Origin of the sequence: Pseudoalteromonas sp. T1lg76, assembly GCF_002964725.1 — a bacterium.
Classification (GTDB): Bacteria; Pseudomonadota; Gammaproteobacteria; order Enterobacterales; family Alteromonadaceae; genus Pseudoalteromonas.
In genome coordinates this window covers 34426-53900 of record NZ_PQCE01000033.1, presented here as the reverse complement: position 1 = coordinate 53900, position 19475 = coordinate 34426, and the positions used below count along the sequence as shown (strand labels likewise).

Sequence of the window (19475 nt, the reverse complement as noted above, 5' to 3'; positions counted from 1 at the left end):
TATTAAACTCCATGTGATGAATAAACCTAGCTTATTCAACAAGGTTGGAGTTTAGGTGCGGCTAATGTGGAGATTTTATGGAGTTGTAAAGATCAAGGTCACGCGCACCCCGTCGGACTCATTGGTAATAAGTAACTTACCTTGGTGCAATTGCATTATCTGCTCAACAAAGGTCAGGCCCAGGCCAGAACTCTTGTGGCCATTATCGCGCGGCAACGAATAAAAGCGCTCACACACCTTGCTAAGAGCATAATCGGGGATAGCCGGGCCCTGATTAAAAACCTGTATCAGGGTGCGATCTGGCTCCGTCTGCACAGACACACTCACCTCACCGCCAACAACAACAAAATCGAGGGCATTTTCCAGTAAATTGTAGAGCGCCTGTTGCACCAAGAAGGCATCACCAAGCAGACTTTGCCCAGGGTCACAATTAACCTGCATCTGCACCCGTTTCTGGGTGATGGTGGCCAGCATGGATTCACATACTCGGTTAATTAAAGGCGCCAATTCAATCGCCCTCTTGCTCTGTAATTGCGGCTGCTTTTCAAGCCGGGCCAGAGCCAGGAGGTTGTCGATCAGCTGCTGCATGCGCTCACTTTCTTTCTCAATATTACTAGCAAAGAGTCGCTGCTTTTGCTCCGTCAGCGGCGTTTGTAACAGCTCGCTGGCTCCTTTTATGGCACTCAGTGGGCTTTTCAGCTCATGTGTCAGGGTTTGCACATATTGTTCCACATAGTTTTTACCATCCAGTTTGGCACGCATGGCCGCCAGCGCCTCACTCAGCTGCCCGTATTCATAGAAGATGCGAAATACCGGTTGCCTGGCCTTTTCGCCACGACCCAGTTTGGCCGCATAGTTTGCCAGCTTATCCAGCGCCGTATTGATACGCCAGGCGATCAAGGCACCGAGCAACAAGGCCACCACACTCATCACCACCAGCCAGGTCAGCACCCGATATTTAGCTTTATCGATAAAGGGTTGCACCGAGCGATTGGCCTTGGCCACGGTGACACTGCCAATGATCTCACCATCCCCGCGAATGGGCGCCGCCACATGCATGACGGTAGAGGTCGGATCCTCGCCCTCTTGTATGCTTGAGCGCGCCCCATACTCGCCACGCAGCGTCAGGTAAACATCGTTCCATCGGGAAAAGTCAGCGCCAACATCCCGCTGCCAGGAATCAACCAGGACGATACCGTTAGCATCGGTTATATAAATTCTGTGGTTAATACTGCTTTTATCCACGCCCCAGATCGCCGCGTTCGGGTCACGTTGACCAAAATGGCTTAGAAGCTCGGCAAATTCACTGTTCGATAAGGTGCCCTGCTGCAGGTGGGGAGCCGCCAAGGTTGCCAGCAGGTTGGCCATATCCACCAGAGTTTCTTCACTCACCTGGCGAACCGTGGGTTTAATCTCCCGCATCACGGTCGAGCTGACCACATAGGTAGTCAAGGCCACCACTACAACATACAAGAGAAAAAGCCGCAGACCGAGAGGAATGCGCGGCCATTGAAACAATTTATCGACCCAGGAGCGATCGTTACTTTGGCTCATAAAAGTACCCGAAACCGCGCTTGGTGTGGATCACCTCAGCCAGGTCATGGCTCTTCAACTTGTGTCGAATGGCCTTGATATGGGAGTCGATATTGCGGGCATAATGAGATGCGTTGGCCATATCCGCGGCACACATAAGTTGCTCACGGCTAAATACCTGTCGCGGATGACTATGGAGTTTGTGTAGCAGTTTATACTCCAGCGCTGTTAATTGCAGCGCCTGCGCGCCGACATAAAAGTCATACTGGCGGGCATGCAGATCTGTACTTACCTGCGCCGCTGCGGGTTCTGGAGTGTCGCTCCTGACCATACGTAACTTAATGCGGGCCAGCACCTCGCGGGGACTAAAGGGCTTGGTAACATAGTCATCGGCGCCGATTTCCAGACCCACCACCCTGTCGATTTCATCACTGCGGGCGGTTAAAAAGATAATGGGCACAGTAGAGAAGCTGCGTATCTGTTTACACAGTTCAAAGCCATTACCATCGGGCAGACCCACATCGAGCAACACCAAAGCCACCTGCTCATCTTGTATAACGGCCAACCCCTGCGCGGCAGTAGCACACCAGCTGACCCTCAACCCCGCTTGTTCTATTACATGCACCAAGGTATCGGCTATGGCCGGCTCATCTTCAATCACCACTATCTGTTGGTTCGTCATGCAGGTGTCCATTGGGTCTATTTTTTATTTTCCCCACATATAGTTACAGGACGTTCACCGTTAATCAAGAAAGCAGCGGTGGTAATAAGTGAAAAGATAAACAGGCCTAAAACACTATTCGCACACAGGCTCCATTTAATGCCGTACTTTGCTCCAGTTGCAGATCGGCGTCGTGCCACAGGCACAACTTGCTAACGATAGATAAGCCCAGACCCACGCCGGTTTGCTCGCGCTGGGCAACCTGATGGTTTTTAACAAATGCCTGCAACAGCTTGCCACTGAGTTGCTCATTAAAGCCTGGGCCATCATCGGCCACGCTCAACTCAATACCATGCGAGTGAGCACGCAAACTGATATGAATTTGGGTGTGGGCAAAACGTACGGCGTTGCTCATTAAATTGGTGAGAATACGCAGGAAACTGCGCCTATCCACCTCAATCACATCACAGTGACAATCTATATGTATGTTCAAATCGCTATAGATACGAAATTTATCACAGCCCTGCTCCAACAGCTCCCTGGCATCATGGACGACCGGACGGATCACTGGCTTGCATTGATTCAGTTCGGCATAGGTGAGGAACTCCTCCACCAGCATTTCCAGCTCGGTGATATCTTGCAACACGCTATTGCAGTCAACTGCACCACTGGGCTGGTGGGCGGCCATTTCCAGGGCAAATTTAGCGCGACTAATGGGCGTGAAGAAATCATGAGATACCGCATTGATCAGCTGACGCTGGTAGTCGCTTTGGTTTTGTAACTCTTCGGCCATTTCATCAAAGGCATCGCCGATGCGTTTAATCGCACTTAAACGCCCAAGCCTGGCCTGAGCGGCAAAATTACCGACGGAAATCTTATTGCTGGCCTGACGCAGCCGGGTGAGATCGCGAAACAAGGGCCAACACACCAGCAGCACAGCCACCGCGACACTGGTATAAAACAGCAGGCTGATCAGCGCTTGTTGCTGTTCCCTCTGCGCCCGCGGCAAGGGGCCAAGCACTAAGATGCGCTGCCGGCTGCCGTCCAGGTAATAAAATAGCAACTGATTGTCTTGATCCAGCATAGGCACCACGGCACCGCTGCGCAGTTGCTCGTCTATATGGGGATCAAAGTGAATATCGGTGAGGGTGATTGCGCTGATAAGGTGACTGGCCTGTGGGTTAGGCGCTTGCAGCATGCCCCGAGCCAGGGCAAGCTCGGCGTCACTGGCAATGGCGGTGTCGCCGAGATGGCTGTTAATCAGCCAGGCGCTTATGCCTAAGCACAGCACCAGGGTTGAAAAAAGGTAGCCATAAACCTTGAGCACTTAACTCACTTCCACGCATCCGGAGAAAGAATATAACCCTTACCCCATACCGTGATAATACGACTGGGGTGCTCATCGGCATCCCCTAATTTTTTACGTAATCGGCTCACACGTCCATCTATGGTGCGATTCTGACCATCGTATTGGCGGCCAATGGCGGCCTCGAATAAATGCTCCCGACTCACCACCTGACCGACATTAAAGGCCAACTTCTCCAATAAATCGAATTCGCCGGTGGTGAGCTCGAGGCGGTCGCCATTTAAACTCGCCTGACGTTGATAACGATTGATCACCAGATTACCTATGGTCAGTGTCTGCGACTGGGCGGCATTCTTAGCACAGTATTTCAGTTCATTGCGACGCAGGCAGTGGTTAATACGCGCCAGTAAAATAGAAGGTGAAATAGGCTTAGTCAGGTAGTCCTCGGCACCCAGTTCCAGGGCATGAATATGATCCACATGACTTTGCCGTGCGGTGAGAAAAATAACCGGCACCGAATACTGGCGCTGCAGCTCTTCAAAAACCTTGAAGCCGTCGCTTTCCGGTAAGCCGATATCGAGTAACACTAGATCATAGCGCCGCTTCACCATTTCAAATGCCGCTATATGCGGTGAGCTAATATGGGTCACAGAAAAACCATGAGATATTAGGAAGGTAGAGATAAGCTCGGCCAATTTCAGGTCGTCTTCGACATAAAGAATAGATTTTTGTTGTTCACTCATTAAAAAATACTCCAAGCTACCTTGCGACGCTTTTGATTTAGAAAGTGACGTTGCACGTCGATCATCACCTGTGCAACTCGCTGCTTATCTTGCTTACGCACTAGGTAAATCATCACATCGGACGCTGCTTCCAATGACAATTTATAGTGCTGAGCACGATTGGGGACGTCGCAAATTAGTTTTGGCTCACCGGCTTCCACCTGCAAGCAATAGGTCGTGGTAGGCTCTCCTTGCCAACTTAATAATAGGTTTATCTGGCAACTGGTTTGAGTGGTCACGCAGGTTCCCGGCTTCGCCTTGATATAGTGCTTTTCAAGCGCGCTGGCGTTGCCGCTGTGCATCAGCAAGGTGACCAGGGTTATGAAAAGCTGCATCGCCACACGTTGACTCATCAGAAACTCCAAGCCACCCCGGCGTAGTAAGAAAGCAAATGTTGCTTCGATACTAGCGGACTGTCGGCAATTTCACTGTCTAGCACCTGCCATTTAAGATCGGAAATAAATCGCCAATCTTCGTTAATTTGATATTGGTAGGTTAGCTGCAGGCCTTTATTGAACGCATGCTGTGGCTGATACAACGAAAAACCAGCGGCAATTTCCTGGCGGTGACTGCCATAATAGTATTTGGTTATTTCATTACTCTGGTATTGAAGCTCAGCCGCGGCAACGAGTAAATGCTTGTGCCACCGCTGATAACGAGAAAGCACCAGCGCGCCTTCTTGACCATGGTGATAATTGGTCACTTCAGTAAAATAGCTCGCACTAAGACGCCATTGCTGCCAATCAAAGAGGTACTGGGCGCCAGCCAAAAAGGATAACTCCCGATCGGGTATTTTGGTGATATCCCCCACTCTTTTCGATACTTTGGGTTGTTGTGGCTCTTGCTGGGTGCTGGGCGGGCGCGGCGCCCCTGGCCTCACGGTGGACGTCAAAGAAGCAACAACCGAGCTCGCTGCCAGGCTATCAATAAAATACAAACCATCACGATTCATTTTACTGATGAAGGACAGCTGGTGGTTGTCGTTACTCAGGGGTGTCCAAGATAGTTCAAAATTGCTAAAGGCAAAGTCGCCATAAAACACTTCGACTTTAGGGATCACATACAAGGGAATATCATCGGCATCATGAATCGGGTTCTCGATCTCACCATAACCGGCGCTAAGACCAAACTGCCATCCTGATTGAGCGGTGTAGATAGTTTCTTCACTCGCACTCACAGCGCCACTCAATAGCGCAATTATCAGAAATAGCCCCGCCTTATTCACCTTGCTACCGACTCTCATTAATGAAAAACACCGCTTTAATTGAGGTAGCAGCATCGCCCGAGGGGGGGTGTCAGTCAACGCAATTAATGTACACTTTTGTAACAATTTAGAAACTCTATTAATAAGAAAAAAATGTGCTGGTGGGTAAGAAAAAAAGCCAATTGTTTCCAATTGGCTTTTACTTACTAGGGTCTATGAAAGTTAACCGTTACGAGCTCTACGAAGCAGTGCTAACGGCATGAATAGCAATAACATCCAGGCCATAGAACCACCTGATGATTTTGCTTTCACTGGCTCTTCAGGCGTTACTTGTACTGGATATGTACAGCTACCATCATCAGTGTCAGCCGATGCATCGTAGTTAGTTGCGGCTGGGTCAGTACAACCTAACACTTCAACTGGCTCTGGATATGTACAGCTACCGTCATCAGTATTGGCTAACACATCAAAGTTAGTTGCTGTAGGGTCGGTACAACCTAGCTCTTCGCCATCGGAAACCACCATTAGCATAAAGGTTTGCGAGGCCATATCGGTGCCGTTAACACTGTCTTTAACCGTCACGGTAATTTCGGTTTCACCGTGGAAGTTAGCAGTCGGTGTTAAGGTCACGGCTGAACCAGAGTCATGGCCACTCACTTGGGCGGCTACGTTGTCACCGGTTACCAGGATTTCATTACTCACACCGTTTTTATCTGCGTAGATAACATCGAAGCTGACAGACTCGTTCTCAGCAACAGAAAGGTCTTTTAAGTCTACCAAGGTGATGTTACCCATTACCTCTAGATCTACGCTCAAGCGCTCGGTGTCTGAACCTTCAAGACCATTGTTCACGTACAATGTATGTACCTGATTAGCTGCTTTTTCGGAAACATAGGCATCAAAGCTCACGCTGAACTTAGAGATTTCTGGACCTGTGTAGTCCATACAAACTACTAAGCCGTCATGTACAAGGTCGTTGATGTTGTCATAAGCGAAACCATCACCAATATTTACATCCATTGGGATGTCACCATTGACTAAGATGCGACCATCGGCAGCTTTAAAGCCGATAGAGCCCTGATTATCAACCAGATTAACGTTGTCGTAGGCAAACATCAGCTCGTACTCACCCGGCTCATAGTTGATGCCCATACGCATAAACATTTCAAAGTCGACACTTTGACCGTCGGTGTAAGTACGCTCAACGTTATCCCACTCCAGTACTAACCACTCACGTGAGTAAGTAAAGGTTGGCGTGATACCCGCATTAGGATCGCCTTCAACACGAGAGCTTGCGTCAATGCGCTCAGGAATAGTGTTATCACCTACCCAGAAAGGCGCGATGATGTAAGGTGGCGGAGGCGGCATGCTCGCTGCACGTGGGAATTCAACGTGGAACGGCGTTGTACGGCCCGTATCACCAAAGGTTACCAGACCTGCTGGGTTTAGCTTGATTGAGTCGAAGTGATACTTGTTAAAGAATGGGAACTTCACATCCATATCGGTTTGCATCAATTCTTTAAATGAGTACTTATATTCGTTTCTGTAATTACCTTCTACACCTTCAAGCGTGCGCCAACCTAGGTCACGCAAGTTCAGATAATCCGGGTACGGTGAGTTACCCGCTAACAGTGAACAGCTCTGATCCGTAATATTAGTTGTAATGATGTAGTTACGGACAACGTCTTTAGTTGTGTCCTGTACACCAACCAATGACAACATGTTATCTGTTACTTCAGGTGTCACAGGTGTAGAAGCCGTAGAAACAATACTGTCGGCAATGATCTGAATGCCTTCAGGGAATTCAGTGGTCAACGCAAAGTTGCGCGCCTGCGTTTCATTGTTAGCAATCACATCAACGGTGAAGTTAACAACATCGCCTGGGCTCGCCTTGTGCTTGTCTGCAGTGAAGGTAACGTCATCATCAATTTGCGTGACAAGTACTGGTACATAACCTAGGTTACCTGCATCTTCAGGGTTTGAACCAAGGTCGAAACCACCAAAGTAGATATCACCGATTTCCATTTCTGGTAGGTTGTACGCAAGATTGACATTGTATTGTTCGTAGCCAGAAATTTGCTGCTCGGCACTAACAACCAAGCCACCCATATCCTGACCTACAACACCGGTTGCTATGGTCACATCACGGCCTTCATCTACTTCACCGTAAGGAACATAGGCTGTGCTCATAAACACAGTGAAATAATCACCCGCATTCGGCTCAACGATGTTACAGAAGTTGTTGATGTTGTAGTTGGTAGACATACAAAGCACTTCGTCCATGCTGGCCATACCATCACCATTGGCGTCCTGACCTGTAAAGAGGATCATACGCTCAGTGATACCAGCGCCAACCACGCTCGCGCTGTACATCTTGCTGCCTTCAGGCACTTGTGTCCACTCGACGTGGTTAATGTTAACCATTTCACCTTCTTCTTCATGAAGATCAAATGGGTCGCCAGCGGTTGGATCTGAGAAGAATTTGAGGGTCTTCGCATCACCTTTAACCATGCCGTAGCTACGTGCTGTGAAGTCTGTTACTTCTGCGGTATTGAATGGACCTACTTCGATAGCAGCAGAAGTACGGTGTGCCTCAACTTTAACGTAGTCAGGAAGACCGCGGTCACCAGTGAAAGTCCATACTGGCAATTCAAGTACAGGTGAAGCACTGTTGTTGGAAACCAGCGTCACTTGGCCTTGGTTACCACTTAGATCTATGTAGCTAGCTGCACTTGAGTGCGGCTTACTGGTGGCGGTAATAACGATTTGCTGCGTTTCACCGGCTTTAATATCAAATTGTGCCGGCTCAGCAGTTAATTCGAAGGCACCAATCCACTCTTCAGTGTGTACCGTCCAACTTGCGTCTTCTGTCGCAGTGAACTCACGCACGAATGTACAGCTTGTTGGACATGTATTATCCACAACATAGGCTGTGTTCAGGTCTTCTGCGTGACCACCCGTTGATGGGTTGGCATCGGCCATATCGGCGATATCTTGATGCAGGGTTAGGCCTGCTTTGTCGGCCAACTCAACGCGCATACGGCCCGCACCCATGTCTTGTAAGCTCGACTTGATGCCATCATCTTTATAGTTGCTTAGGAAACGAGCATTGGTTAGATCGTTACCAGCAGTTAGCATCAATGCCGATTGCACCTGAGATACAGACCACTCCGGGTGAGATTGTTGTAGCAATGCAGCGGCACCGGCAACGTGCGGACTCGCCATTGAGGTACCCGACATGGTTTGCCAATCAGCGGTGCGTGGGTTGTTGGTGAATGGCTGATCATCCGAGCTCGGCGCATAGATATCTACACCCGGTGCTGCGATATCCACCAGCATGGTATCGATACCAAAATAAGATGGGCCACGGCCTGAGAAGTAGGCTACGCGCTCTTTGTCTACCGGCACAATCTCACTCTGAGCACCGGTGACTGTACCCATATGACCTGAGCCTGAGTCCAGCCAATTGAGAAGCTCAGTACTATCGGCATTGGTAATATGAATAGCCGGTAATGGGTGCGGAAGCACTGGAATAGATGCGCTATCCTGGAAGCTAAAGCGGTTGTAAATGATGACACCTTCAGCACCACCCGCTGCAACGTTATTTGCTTTTTCGTACAGCGGACGCGAGCTACGACGACAGGTAACAATCACGTCTTGTGTGCTTTCATCGATATCTACCGTGGCCGGGTCATCCGCTAAATCAAATGTACCAGCAGGGAATGGGATATCACAATCCGCGATGTTGAATGAGTTTGTACCTGGGTTCTCAAAGTTTTCCGCCTTAACAATAAGGCCTGTCACTTCTTCAAATGTTGAAGAGTAACCCTTGATAGCGGCCGGCGCAGCAGTGTCACCGCCGGACATGTTTGCCAACGACTTTGCACCGAAGTCAACAATTGAAGACGGTGAATGAGCAGCAACCGTAGTTACCCAAGGTGATGAGTGGTCGGCTGTGCTTAATTCAGGGCCTGAGTTACCCGCAGCTACGGCAACGAATACACCGGCATTGGCAGCATTGAAGAATGCTTGTTCAATTGGGTCTAGCCAAGGATCTTCTTCAAGACCACCCAGTGACGCATTCAGTACATCAACATTGTCGATGATCGATTGCTCAATCGCCGCCAGAATAGTGGTTGTTGGACAGCCCGCATAGGGGTCCCCTGAACCGCCTGGCCAACATACCTGGTAAGAGATGATGTTAGCGTGTGGTGCCATACCCGATACTTCTTCAAAGACCAGATCCGTTGCCACACCCGTTGATTGCGCCGCAGCGTCCGCTAGCTTGAATGGTACATCATAAAGAATGTTACCCGCTGCAGTACCCGCTACGTGTGAACCGTGGCTGTTATAGTCTTCACCATAGGCCGGGCGCGACTCTGCAAACACAGGATCACTGTAGGTATTGGTGATTTCAGGGTAAGAATAAATACCAATTAGCTTGTTATTACACTTGTCTGAGAATGCAGCGCTCGCACAGTCACCCAAGAATGTTTCACCTAGTGGATTTCCGTGAACATAGCCATCACCACCCACTTCAGCAAAAGATGGGTGGTCTGAATTGATACCAGTATCAATTACACCCACAACCATGCCTTCACCTTTATTAGAGCCGCCACCAAAAGCATTAGCCCATAGTTGCTTCGCACCAGTTTGTTCAATGGTGTTAAAGGTTGAAAGTTCATACACTTTTGAGCGGGTAATGCGTTTTACGCCCGGTACTTTAGCCAAACGCATCGCTTCGTCTTGCGTCATGCTGGTGGTGAAGGCATTAATTGCCACCGAGTAGGAGCGCTCAACATTCACGCTTAAGCCTTGCAAAGCGCTGGCTTGGGTAATGAAGTTTTGACGCTGAGAGCTCAGGTATTTGTTATAACTAGAAAGTTCCTGTGTATTTAGGTTCAGGGGCTGGCCTTGTTGAGTGCGAGCACTGGTTACGACTGATTTTGTTTCAGCCAGACCTTTAATTTGACCATCGTACGCCGACAGTGGCGCATCCTCTAGCTCGACAATATATGTATGCTCACCATGCACACCCTCTTCCGCGCGGAAGATCTTTCCCTGTTTTTTTACAGTTTGAGCAACGTCGCCCGACCAATGCATTTCTTCAATCATAGGTTTTGGCGCGTAGTCTGATGATGGTGCAACCCATTGCTCGGCAGAAGCATTCACGGCACTGGCCGCTGAACTGCCGATATACAAGGCTGAAGCCACCATAAAGGAGACTTTTTTCAAGTTAAACATACTTAACCTTCGGTGTTGTTTATTTTTTGTAATGAAGTTGTAATAACTTCCCCACGCCGATGGTTATGTTTTATTCAAATACCTGCAATTTACTGGTAATAAAAAAGACACTTTGATGCACTTTGTGACATTTGTTGCTGGGTGAGATATGAAAAAGCCGCTAACAAAAGCGGCTCTTTTTTATATGATGGAAGGGCTTTTAGCTCTTCTTAACCGGGCGTTGCCAGCCATCCAGGTTGCGCTGTTTTGCGCGAGCTACGGCCAACTGGTTATCACCCACCTTAGCGGTTACTACCGAGCCAGCACCCACGGTGGCGGTGTGGCCGATCTCAACCGGGGCCACCAGCGATGAGTTAGAACCGATAAAGGCGTTGTCGCCGATAATGGTTTGCGACTTGTTCACGCCATCATAGTTACAGGTAATGGTACCGGCGCCGATATTTACCTTCTCGCCGATTTGCGCATCGCCAAGGTAGGTCAAATGGTTTGCCTTTGAACCCTTGCCAAGTCGTGATTTCTTCATCTCCACAAAGTTACCTATATGCGAGTCTTCTTCCATCACCGCACCCGGGCGCAGGCGTGCAAATGGGCCCAGGGTACATTTGGCGGCCACTGTGGCATCTTCAATCAGGGTATTGGCCTTGATCACCACACCATCACCAATTTTACAGTTTTTCAGCACACAGTTAGGGCCAATGATCACATCGTCGCCCAGCTCTACGTTGCCTTCGAAAATAACGTTTACGTCAATTTGTACGTCCTGGCCCGTGGTGACCGTGCCGCGCACATCGATACGGGCAGGATCGGCCAGGCTGGCGCCGTTAATCATCAGCTCTTCGGCTTGCCATGCTTGATACGCACGCTCTAACTGAGCGAGCTGTACGCGGTTATTAGCACCTTCCACTTCCATGGGGTGCTCCGGCTGGCTTGAACTGATCTCTACGCCCTCAGCGTGCGCCATGGCGACGATATCCGTAAGATAGTACTCGCCTTGGGCATTGTTATTGGAAAGATTGCCTAACCACTTTTTCAACAGACCGCCGTTACAGGCCATAATACCTGTATTGATTTCTGTGATGGCCAGTTGTTCAGGGGTCGCGTCTTTTTGCTCAACAATACCAACCAGTTTGCCGTTTTCACGCAGCATGCGACCATAGCCGGTCGGGTTTTCAAGATCTACGGTTAATACGGCCAAACCACGTTCAGGTGTGGCTGCCAAGAGTTTTTCCAAGGTCGATTTCTTCGTAAGCGGCACATCACCATAAAGAATAAGCACGGTATCATTGTCCGCAATGTGCTCTTTGGCCACCGCGACTGCGTGGCCTGTACCAAGCTGCTCGGCCTGAAGAACCCAGTTCAACTCATTACCGGTCAATTGCTGTTGCAGCATCTCGCCGCCATGGCCATAAACCAGATTCGTGGCTTTAGCGCCAAGGGCTTTGGCATTATCGATAACGTGCTGCACCATAGGCTTACCGGCGATTGGGTGCAATACCTTGGGAAGCTTCGAGCGCATGCGAGTTCCCTTACCCGCGGCCAAAATAACTGTGGTCAAATTCATTCTAATATCCTTTTTTCGCATCCACTGTCACATGATTCAGTGTGGCGCTTTAAATCAGCACGTCCTGTGTCTGGATAGAGCAAAGCCCATACAAGCCTTCACCAACGCCAAAACTGTACCATTGTGTACAAATTGGCAATATTGTAACTGCTTCACTATGAACATTGAACGAACAGGCATAAAAAAACCCACGCTGTTAGCGTGGGTTTTTGCAAACCTTTTCGGTCGATAGCATTAGCTATTGCGCAATTGGCGGATAACACGAAGTTGCGCAAGCGCTTCTTCTAGTTGCACTGCCGCTTTTTGGTAATCCAATTCGCCGCTTTGTGCTTTATCCATTTGCTCTTGCGCTTCGCGTTGAGCTTGCTCTGCTGCTTGCTCGTCCAGCTCTTCAGCTCGAACGGCAATATCAGCCAGCACAGTTACGCTATGAGGTTGAACCTCAAGCGTACCGCCAGCAACATAGATGATTTCTTCACCACCTAGTTGCTTAACCAAACGCACCATACCAGGTTTCAGGGCAGTTAGTAGCGGCGCGTGACCTGGGTAAATACCCAATTCACCTTCACTACCTGTCACTTGAAGTGTCTCTACACGACCGGAAAACAAGTTTCCTTCTGCGCTAACTACATCAAGATGTACGGTCATAGCTGCCATACTCCCCTCCTAATTACATGCTTTTCGCTTTTTCTTGCGCTTCTTCGATTGAGCCAACCATGTAGAACGCTTGCTCTGGCATGTCGTCGAACTCACCGTTTAGAATGCCTTTAAAGCCAGCAATGGTGTCTTTTAGTGAAACGTATTTACCAGGTGAACCTGTGAATACCTCAGCAACGAAGAACGGCTGAGATAGGAAACGCTGGATTTTACGAGCACGTGATACCACTTGCTTATCTTCATCAGACAGCTCGTCCATACCTAGGATGGCGATGATGTCTTTCAGCTCTTTATAACGCTGTAGTACGGTTTGAACGCCACGAGCTGTGTCGTAGTGCTCTTGACCGATTACTAGCGGATCAAGCTGACGTGAAGTTGAATCAAGTGGGTCAACAGCAGGGTAGATACCTAGTGCTGCGATATCACGAGAAAGTACAACTGTCGCATCTAAGTGGGCGAAAGTAGTCGCCGGAGATGGGTCAGTCAAGTCATCCGCAGGTACGTATACCGCTTGGATTGAAGTGATTGAACCAGTCTTAGTAGACGCGATACGCTCCTGTAGTACACCCATCTCTTCTGCAAGAGTTGGCTGGTAACCTACCGCTGAAGGCATACGACCTAGTAGTGCTGATACCTCAGTACCGGCAAGCGTGTAACGGTAGATGTTATCTACGAAGAAAAGAACGTCACGACCTTCGTCACGGAACTTCTCTGCCATAGTTAGACCAGTCAAAGCAACACGTAGACGGTTACCCGGTGGCTCGTTCATCTGACCGTATACAAGCGATACTTTATCAAGTACGTTTGAATCGTTCATTTCGTGATAGAAGTCGTTACCCTCACGAGTACGCTCACCAACACCGGCGAATACAGAGTAACCGCTGTGCTCGATCGCGATGTTACGGATAAGTTCCATCATGTTTACGGTTTTACCTACACCAGCACCACCGAATAGACCTACTTTACCACCCTTAGCGAATGGACATACTAGGTCGATTACTTTGATACCAGTCTCAAGTAGTTCTACCGAGCTTGATTGATCTTCGTACGAAGGTGCTTCGCGGTGAATTGACATACGCTCTTCTTCGCCGATTGGGCCAGCTTCGTCAATTGCTTCACCTAGTACGTTCATGATACGACCAAGAGTAGCTTTACCTACTGGAACCTTGATCGCTTCACCTGTGTTTTCTACTGCTGTACCACGACGTAGACCGTCAGTAGTACCAAGTGCGATACCTCGTACCACACCGCCACCTAGCTGCTGCTGAACTTCTAGTGTCAGACCTGCTAGGTCGCCGTCTGTAACTTTTAGTGCGTCATATACGGCAGGCACGTTGTCTTGTGGGAACTCGATGTCCACAACGGCGCCGATAATTTGGACGACCTTACCTAAACTCATGTCTATTCCTCTCGTTAATCTTTGCCCGAAGCATTAAACTGCTGCTGATCCACCAACAATCTCACTGATTTCTTGTGTGATTGCGGCCTGACGAGCCTTGTTATAAACAAGCTGTAACTCATCCATCAGGTCGCCTGCGTTATCTGTTGCGGCTTTCATCGCAACCATACGGGCGGCCTGCTCAGAGGCAGCATTTTCAACCACACCTTGATATACCTGAGATTCTACAAAACGAACCATTAGTGTTTCCAAAAGTGCTTTTGGATCTGGCTCGTAGATGTAGTCCCAGCGGTGTGCTAGTTCTTCGCTTTCTGTTTTCGGCAAAGGCAACAATTGATCGATTGTTGGTTCTTGCTTCATGGTGTTTACAAACTTGTTGTAAACAACAAACAAGCGGTCTAATTTGCCTTCATTGAATGCATCAAGCATTACTTTTACTGGACCAATTACGTCCTGAACTGAAGGCGCATCGCCTAGACCTGATTTTTTGGCGAGCACTGAGCCACCAAAACGCTGGAAGAAACCGGCAGCCTTGCTACCTAGTACGGCGAAATCCGCAGATACGCCCTTTTCTTTCCACGCTTTGACTTCTAAAGCTACTTTCTTGAACTCGTTAGAGTTCAAGCCACCACATAAACCACGGTCGGTAGAGATGACGATATAACCAACGCGCTTGACCTCACGCTCTTCCAAATAGGCATGGCGATATTCGAGGCTAGCATTAGCAACATGACCGATCACTTTGCGTAAGTTTTCAGCGTATGGACGGCTTGAAGCCACACGGTCTTGCGCCTTCTTCATTTTAGAAGCGGCAACCATTTCCATAGCGCTAGTGATCTTCTGAGTATTCTTGATACTCCCGATCTTGCTTTTTATCTCTTTTCCGCTGGCCATGACTCTTTCTCCGAATCTGGGTGAGTTTTAAAATTAAAACTCACCGTTCATAACTAATTACCAAGTTTGCGTAGACTTGAACTTCTCTAGAAGTTCTTTCAGCTGCGCTTCGATCTCGGCGTTGTAGTTACCAGTTTCATTGATTTCAGCCATTAGCTCTGCGTATGTGCTGTTTGCATATGAGATAAGAGCTGCTTCGAAATCCATGATTTTCGCGATTTCGATGTCTTTCAGATAGCCCTTTTCAGCAGCAAATAGCGACAGAGACATTTCCGCAACAGACATAGGTGCGTACTGTTTCTGCTTCATTAGCTCTGTTACGCGCTCACCGTGCTCAAGCTGGGCACGAGTTGCATCGTCAAGGTCAGAAGCGAACTGAGAGAACGCCGCTAGTTCACGGTACTGAGCTAGCGCTAGACGGATACCACCACCTAGTTTCTTAACGATTTTAGTTTGCGCTGCACCACCTACACGAGATACCGAGATACCAGCGTTAACGGCCGGACGGATACCTGCGTTGAACAAGTCAGTTTCTAGGAAGATCTGACCGTCGGTGATTGAGATAACGTTTGTAGGTACGAACGCAGAAACGTCACCACCTTGAGTTTCAATGATAGGCAGAGCCGTCAGTGAACCTGTTTTACCTTTCACTTCACCATTGGTGAACTTCTCAACGTAATCAGCGTTTACACGTGATGCACGCTCTAGAAGACGTGAGTGAAGATAGAATACGTCACCTGGGTAAGCTTCACGGCCTGGTGGACGCTTAAGTAGTAGTGAGATCTGACGGTAAGCAACAGCTTGCTTAGAAAGATCATCATATACGATTAGTGCGTCTTCACCGCGGTCGCGGAAGTATTCACCCATAGTACAACCAGCGAATGGCGCTAGGAATTGTAGCGCTGCTGATTCAGAAGCAGATGCAACAACAACAATAGTGTTCTCAAGTGCACCGTGCTCTTCAAGTTTACGTACTACGTTAGCGATAGTAGATGCTTTTTGACCAACCGCTACGTACACACACTTAACGCCTGTGCCTTTTTGGTTGATGATAGCATCGATAGCTAGTGCAGTTTTACCAGTCTGACGGTCGCCGATTACAAGCTCACGCTGACCACGACCAACTGGAATCATCGCATCGATAGACTTATAACCAGTTTGTACTGGCTCATCTACTGATTGACGCTCGATTACGCCTGGTGCGATTTTTTCAACTGGTTCGAAACCGTCGTTATCTAGAGCACCTTTACCATCGATAGGAGCACCTAGTGTGTTAACAACACGACCAAGTAGACCACGACCAACAGGTACTTCAAGGATACGACCAGTAGATTGTACTTTTACGCCTTCTTTAAGGTCTGCGTATGGACCCATTACTACTGCACCTACTGAGTCGCGCTCAAGGTTTAGTGCGATAGCATAACGGTTGCCAGGAAGCTCAATCATCTCACCTTGCATACAGTCAGCTAGACCGTGGATGCGGATGATACCGTCAGTAACAGATACGATAGTACCTTCGTTACGAGCTTCACTTACAACTTCGAACTGCTCAATACGTTTTTTGATCAGATCAGAAATTTCAGTGGAATTAAGTTGCATGCTCTTCTTCCCAATTACGATTGTAGTGTAGTGGCCAAACGGCTAAGTTTGCCGCTGATACTGCCATCGATTACGGTGTCGCCGGCTCTAATTACCAGACCACCAACAACCGAGTTATCAACACTACAATTCAGCTTAACTTTGCGTGCGAAACGTTTTTCAAGTGCCGCGACTAGTTTCTCTTGCTGCGCTGCAGCAAGGTCGGTTGCAGAAACGACGTCAACGTCGATTTCTTTGTCATAATCCGCTTTAAATTCAGCGAATAATTGTGCAACCGCCGGTAGGGCGACTAAACGTCCATTTTCGGCCATTACCTTTACCAGGTTCTGGCCATATTCGTTGAGTTGCTCTGCACAAATCTGAATGATAGTTTCAGCTTGTTTATCAGCAGAGGCGCTGCTCGACAGGAAACGAGCTACTTGTTCATTCTTGGCTACTTCACCAACGAAAAACAACATCTCGTTCCAGGCATCAACCGCGCCTTTATCAACGGCAAATTCAAAAGCCGCTTTAGCGTATGGGCGAGCGATAGTAGTCAGTTCAGACATGCTCATACCCTCCTATTAAAGCTCGGCAACAAGTTTTTCAACTATGTCGCTATGTGCGGCTTCATTGATTTCGCGCTCTAAGATCTTCTCGGCACCGATAACCGCTAGAGAAGCAACCTGCTTACGCAGTTCTTCTTTGGCACGGTTACGCTCGGCTTCGATTTCTGAATGACCTTGAGCAATGATTTTTTCACGCTCTTCGTGACCACGAGTTGTCTCTTCGTCAACGATTTGCGTCGCACGCTTTTTAGCTTGCTCGATGATATCAGCGGCTTCTGCTTTAGCTTCTTTAAGTTGCTCGGTTGCTTTTTTACGAGCAAGCTCAAGATCTTTTTCAGCTTTGTCAGAGGCAGCTAAACCATCTTCGATTTTCTTTTGGCGAGCCTCGATTGCACCGTTTAGTGGTGGCCACACGAACTTCATGCAGAACCATACAAAAACGATGAAAGCGATTAATTCACCAATTAGAGTGGCGTTTAAACTCACGTCCGCTCCTCCTTACAAGTCAATTTATGTTCGCGTTAAATGTCTTATCTAATATTAAGCAGCGAACAATAGGTATAGACCGATACCTACACCGATCATAGCGATCGCATCGATAAGACCAGCTACGATGAACATTTTAACTTGTAGTTGAGGTGCAAGCTCAGGCTGACGAGCAGCTGATTCTAGGAATTTACCACCTAGGTTACCGAAACCGATAGCAGTACCAAGGGCACCAAAACCGATAAGTAGGGCAACAGCGATATATTTAAGGCCTAGTACGATTTCCATTATTGTCTCCAATATTTTTGTAAATGATTAAAGTTAAAGTTAAAAAAATCTTTTTTGAGCCGGTTCTTAATGGTTGTCTTCAGACGCCATGCTCAGGTAAACAATTGTCAGCATCATGAAGATGAATGCTTGCAATACGATAACCAGGATGTGGAATACCGCCCATACAAAGTGCAGTGGTAATTGGAACAAGCCAATTGCTGCAATCAGGATGAAGATAAGTTCACCAGCATAAAGGTTACCGAATAGACGTAAGCCCAATGAAACCGGCTTAGCAATCAGAGTTACGAACTCTAGAATGAAGTTAACCGGAATAAATAGAGCTTGAACAACCATGTTTTTAGAACTGAATGGGTGAAGCGTTAGCTCCTTGATAAAGCCCATCAAGCCCTTAACACGAATCGAGTAGAAGATGATAAGTGCGAACACACCGATACCTAGCGCTAGCGTCAGGTTAAGGTCGGTTGTTGGTACCACCTTCATGTAAACATCGTGAGAACTCTCTACAGCACCTGACAATACGCCGATTTGACCCGCAAGTGCAGGAAGGAAATCAACTGGGATCAAGTCCATTAAGTTCATTAGGAATACCCAGACGAAAATCGTCAGAGCAAGAGGAGCGATTAGTCGACTTCTACCGTGAAAGGTGTCTCTCACGTTTTGATCAACGAATTCAACGACCATCTCGATAAAGCACTGAAATTTCCCAGGAACACCAAGCGATGCTTTGTTCGCAGCGCGCTTAAAGATCCATAAGAAAATCAGTCCAAGACCGATAGACCATGCGAGGGTATCTACATTCAGCTTCCAAAACCAACCATCGCCAATACTGACTTGACCGTTAGTTAAATGGTGCTGGATGTAACCCGTTAAGGTAAGTTCTTCACCTGCAGCCATGTTTTATCCCAAAAGTTAATGATTAAAAAAAATCGGCGCTAACCACTGTGCAAACGTCACTAATATAAAACCGAAGAAAAATGGCAACGCCACTACCGGATAAAGCTTAAATATTAGTGCGAACAAGAAAATCGTTAGCAAAAATTTTAATCCGTTGCCCCTTTTAAATGAGGCATACACTTGTTTTGCCTTGCTCGCGCCCACATAACGAAACGCATAGATGGCAAATAAAAAGTTAGGAAGTACCGCCACCAGTCCACCAGCCAATGCTGAAACCGCGGCATCTACTTCCCAACCTACTAAAACTATTACTGCAGCTATGATTGCTACGACACCCTGAAGAAGAACGCCTTTTAATGCGGCTCGGCGATATGGGCCAGATAACCTTTGCGTCACTTTCCATTAACCTTAATTAC

The 19475-nt window shown here is 48.1% G+C and carries 17 protein-coding genes; all 17 read right to left on the bottom strand.

Annotated elements, in window-relative coordinates; all coding sequences use genetic code 11:
- Nucleotides 1–75 precede the first annotated feature (75 nt).
- The 17 genes from creC to C2M35_RS12150 all read right to left on the bottom strand — a co-directional run bounded on the left by creC (nucleotide 76) and on the right by C2M35_RS12150 (nucleotide 19455).
- Nucleotides 76–1554 carry a two-component system sensor histidine kinase CreC gene (creC, locus tag C2M35_RS12230; RefSeq protein ID WP_199774424.1) on the bottom strand — a complete coding sequence of 493 codons (1479 nt, stop codon included), beginning with the start codon at nucleotides 1552–1554 and terminating at the stop codon, nucleotides 76–78.
- On the bottom strand, nucleotides 1541–2215 hold the full coding sequence (locus C2M35_RS12225) for a response regulator (RefSeq protein WP_105258296.1): 675 nt from the start codon (nucleotides 2213–2215) through the stop codon (nucleotides 1541–1543). The genes creC and C2M35_RS12225 overlap by 14 nt, the downstream gene beginning before the upstream one ends.
- A 106-nt stretch (nucleotides 2216–2321) precedes the next feature.
- Nucleotides 2322–3521, bottom strand: a complete 1200-nt coding sequence (locus tag C2M35_RS12220; protein ID WP_105265469.1) for an ATP-binding protein — start codon at nucleotides 3519–3521, stop codon at nucleotides 2322–2324.
- A 5-nt stretch (nucleotides 3522–3526) separates the two neighbouring features.
- Nucleotides 3527–4243 (bottom strand): response regulator transcription factor, encoded by a 717-nt coding sequence (locus tag C2M35_RS12215; RefSeq protein WP_105201171.1) that lies wholly within the window; start codon nucleotides 4241–4243, stop codon nucleotides 3527–3529.
- Nucleotides 4243–4635, bottom strand: a complete 393-nt coding sequence (locus C2M35_RS12210; RefSeq protein WP_105201172.1) for a DUF3019 domain-containing protein — start codon at nucleotides 4633–4635, stop codon at nucleotides 4243–4245. Before C2M35_RS12210 ends, C2M35_RS12215 begins: the two co-directional genes overlap by 1 nt.
- Nucleotides 4635–5459 (bottom strand): MipA/OmpV family protein, encoded by an 825-nt coding sequence (locus tag C2M35_RS12205; RefSeq protein ID WP_158677978.1) that lies wholly within the window; start codon nucleotides 5457–5459, stop codon nucleotides 4635–4637. The genes C2M35_RS12210 and C2M35_RS12205 overlap by 1 nt, the downstream gene beginning before the upstream one ends.
- A 249-nt stretch (nucleotides 5460–5708) precedes the next feature.
- Nucleotides 5709–10730 carry a S8 family serine peptidase gene (locus C2M35_RS12200; RefSeq protein ID WP_105265468.1) on the bottom strand — a complete coding sequence of 1674 codons (5022 nt, stop codon included), beginning with the start codon at nucleotides 10728–10730 and terminating at the stop codon, nucleotides 5709–5711.
- A 199-nt stretch (nucleotides 10731–10929) separates the two neighbouring features.
- A complete protein-coding gene (gene glmU / locus C2M35_RS12195) occupies nucleotides 10930–12291 on the bottom strand; it encodes a bifunctional UDP-N-acetylglucosamine diphosphorylase/glucosamine-1-phosphate N-acetyltransferase GlmU (protein WP_105265467.1) in 1362 nt (453 codons plus the stop codon).
- A 234-nt stretch (nucleotides 12292–12525) separates the two neighbouring features.
- The gene (locus tag C2M35_RS12190) at nucleotides 12526–12948 is read right to left on the bottom strand and encodes a F0F1 ATP synthase subunit epsilon (RefSeq protein WP_105201175.1); all 423 of its coding nucleotides are present in this window, start codon (nucleotides 12946–12948) and stop codon (nucleotides 12526–12528) included.
- 13 nt (nucleotides 12949–12961) lie between these two features.
- Entirely contained in the window at nucleotides 12962–14347 is a 1386-nt protein-coding gene (gene atpD, locus C2M35_RS12185) for a F0F1 ATP synthase subunit beta (protein WP_105265466.1), read from the bottom strand.
- Nucleotides 14348–14380: 33 nt separating this feature from the next.
- Nucleotides 14381–15241: a F0F1 ATP synthase subunit gamma gene (atpG, locus tag C2M35_RS12180; RefSeq protein ID WP_105265465.1), complete on the bottom strand. Its 861-nt coding sequence runs from the start codon at nucleotides 15239–15241 to the stop codon at nucleotides 14381–14383.
- A gap of 57 nt (nucleotides 15242–15298) precedes the next feature.
- Nucleotides 15299–16840: a F0F1 ATP synthase subunit alpha gene (atpA, locus tag C2M35_RS12175; RefSeq protein ID WP_105201178.1), complete on the bottom strand. Its 1542-nt coding sequence runs from the start codon at nucleotides 16838–16840 to the stop codon at nucleotides 15299–15301.
- A gap of 14 nt (nucleotides 16841–16854) precedes the next feature.
- Nucleotides 16855–17388: a F0F1 ATP synthase subunit delta gene (gene atpH, locus C2M35_RS12170; protein ID WP_105201227.1), complete on the bottom strand. Its 534-nt coding sequence runs from the start codon at nucleotides 17386–17388 to the stop codon at nucleotides 16855–16857.
- A 15-nt stretch (nucleotides 17389–17403) separates the two neighbouring features.
- A complete protein-coding gene (gene atpF, locus C2M35_RS12165) occupies nucleotides 17404–17874 on the bottom strand; it encodes a F0F1 ATP synthase subunit B (RefSeq protein ID WP_105201179.1) in 471 nt (156 codons plus the stop codon).
- 54 nt (nucleotides 17875–17928) lie between these two features.
- On the bottom strand, nucleotides 17929–18162 hold the full coding sequence (gene atpE, locus C2M35_RS12160) for a F0F1 ATP synthase subunit C (protein ID WP_105201180.1): 234 nt from the start codon (nucleotides 18160–18162) through the stop codon (nucleotides 17929–17931).
- A 66-nt stretch (nucleotides 18163–18228) separates the two neighbouring features.
- Complete coding sequence (gene atpB / locus C2M35_RS12155) at nucleotides 18229–19059, bottom strand: F0F1 ATP synthase subunit A (RefSeq protein ID WP_105201181.1); 831 nt, start codon at nucleotides 19057–19059, stop codon at nucleotides 18229–18231.
- Nucleotides 19060–19074: 15 nt separating this feature from the next.
- Nucleotides 19075–19455, bottom strand: a complete 381-nt coding sequence (locus C2M35_RS12150) for an ATP synthase subunit I (RefSeq protein ID WP_105201182.1) — start codon at nucleotides 19453–19455, stop codon at nucleotides 19075–19077.
- Nucleotides 19456–19475: the final 20 nt, after the last annotated feature.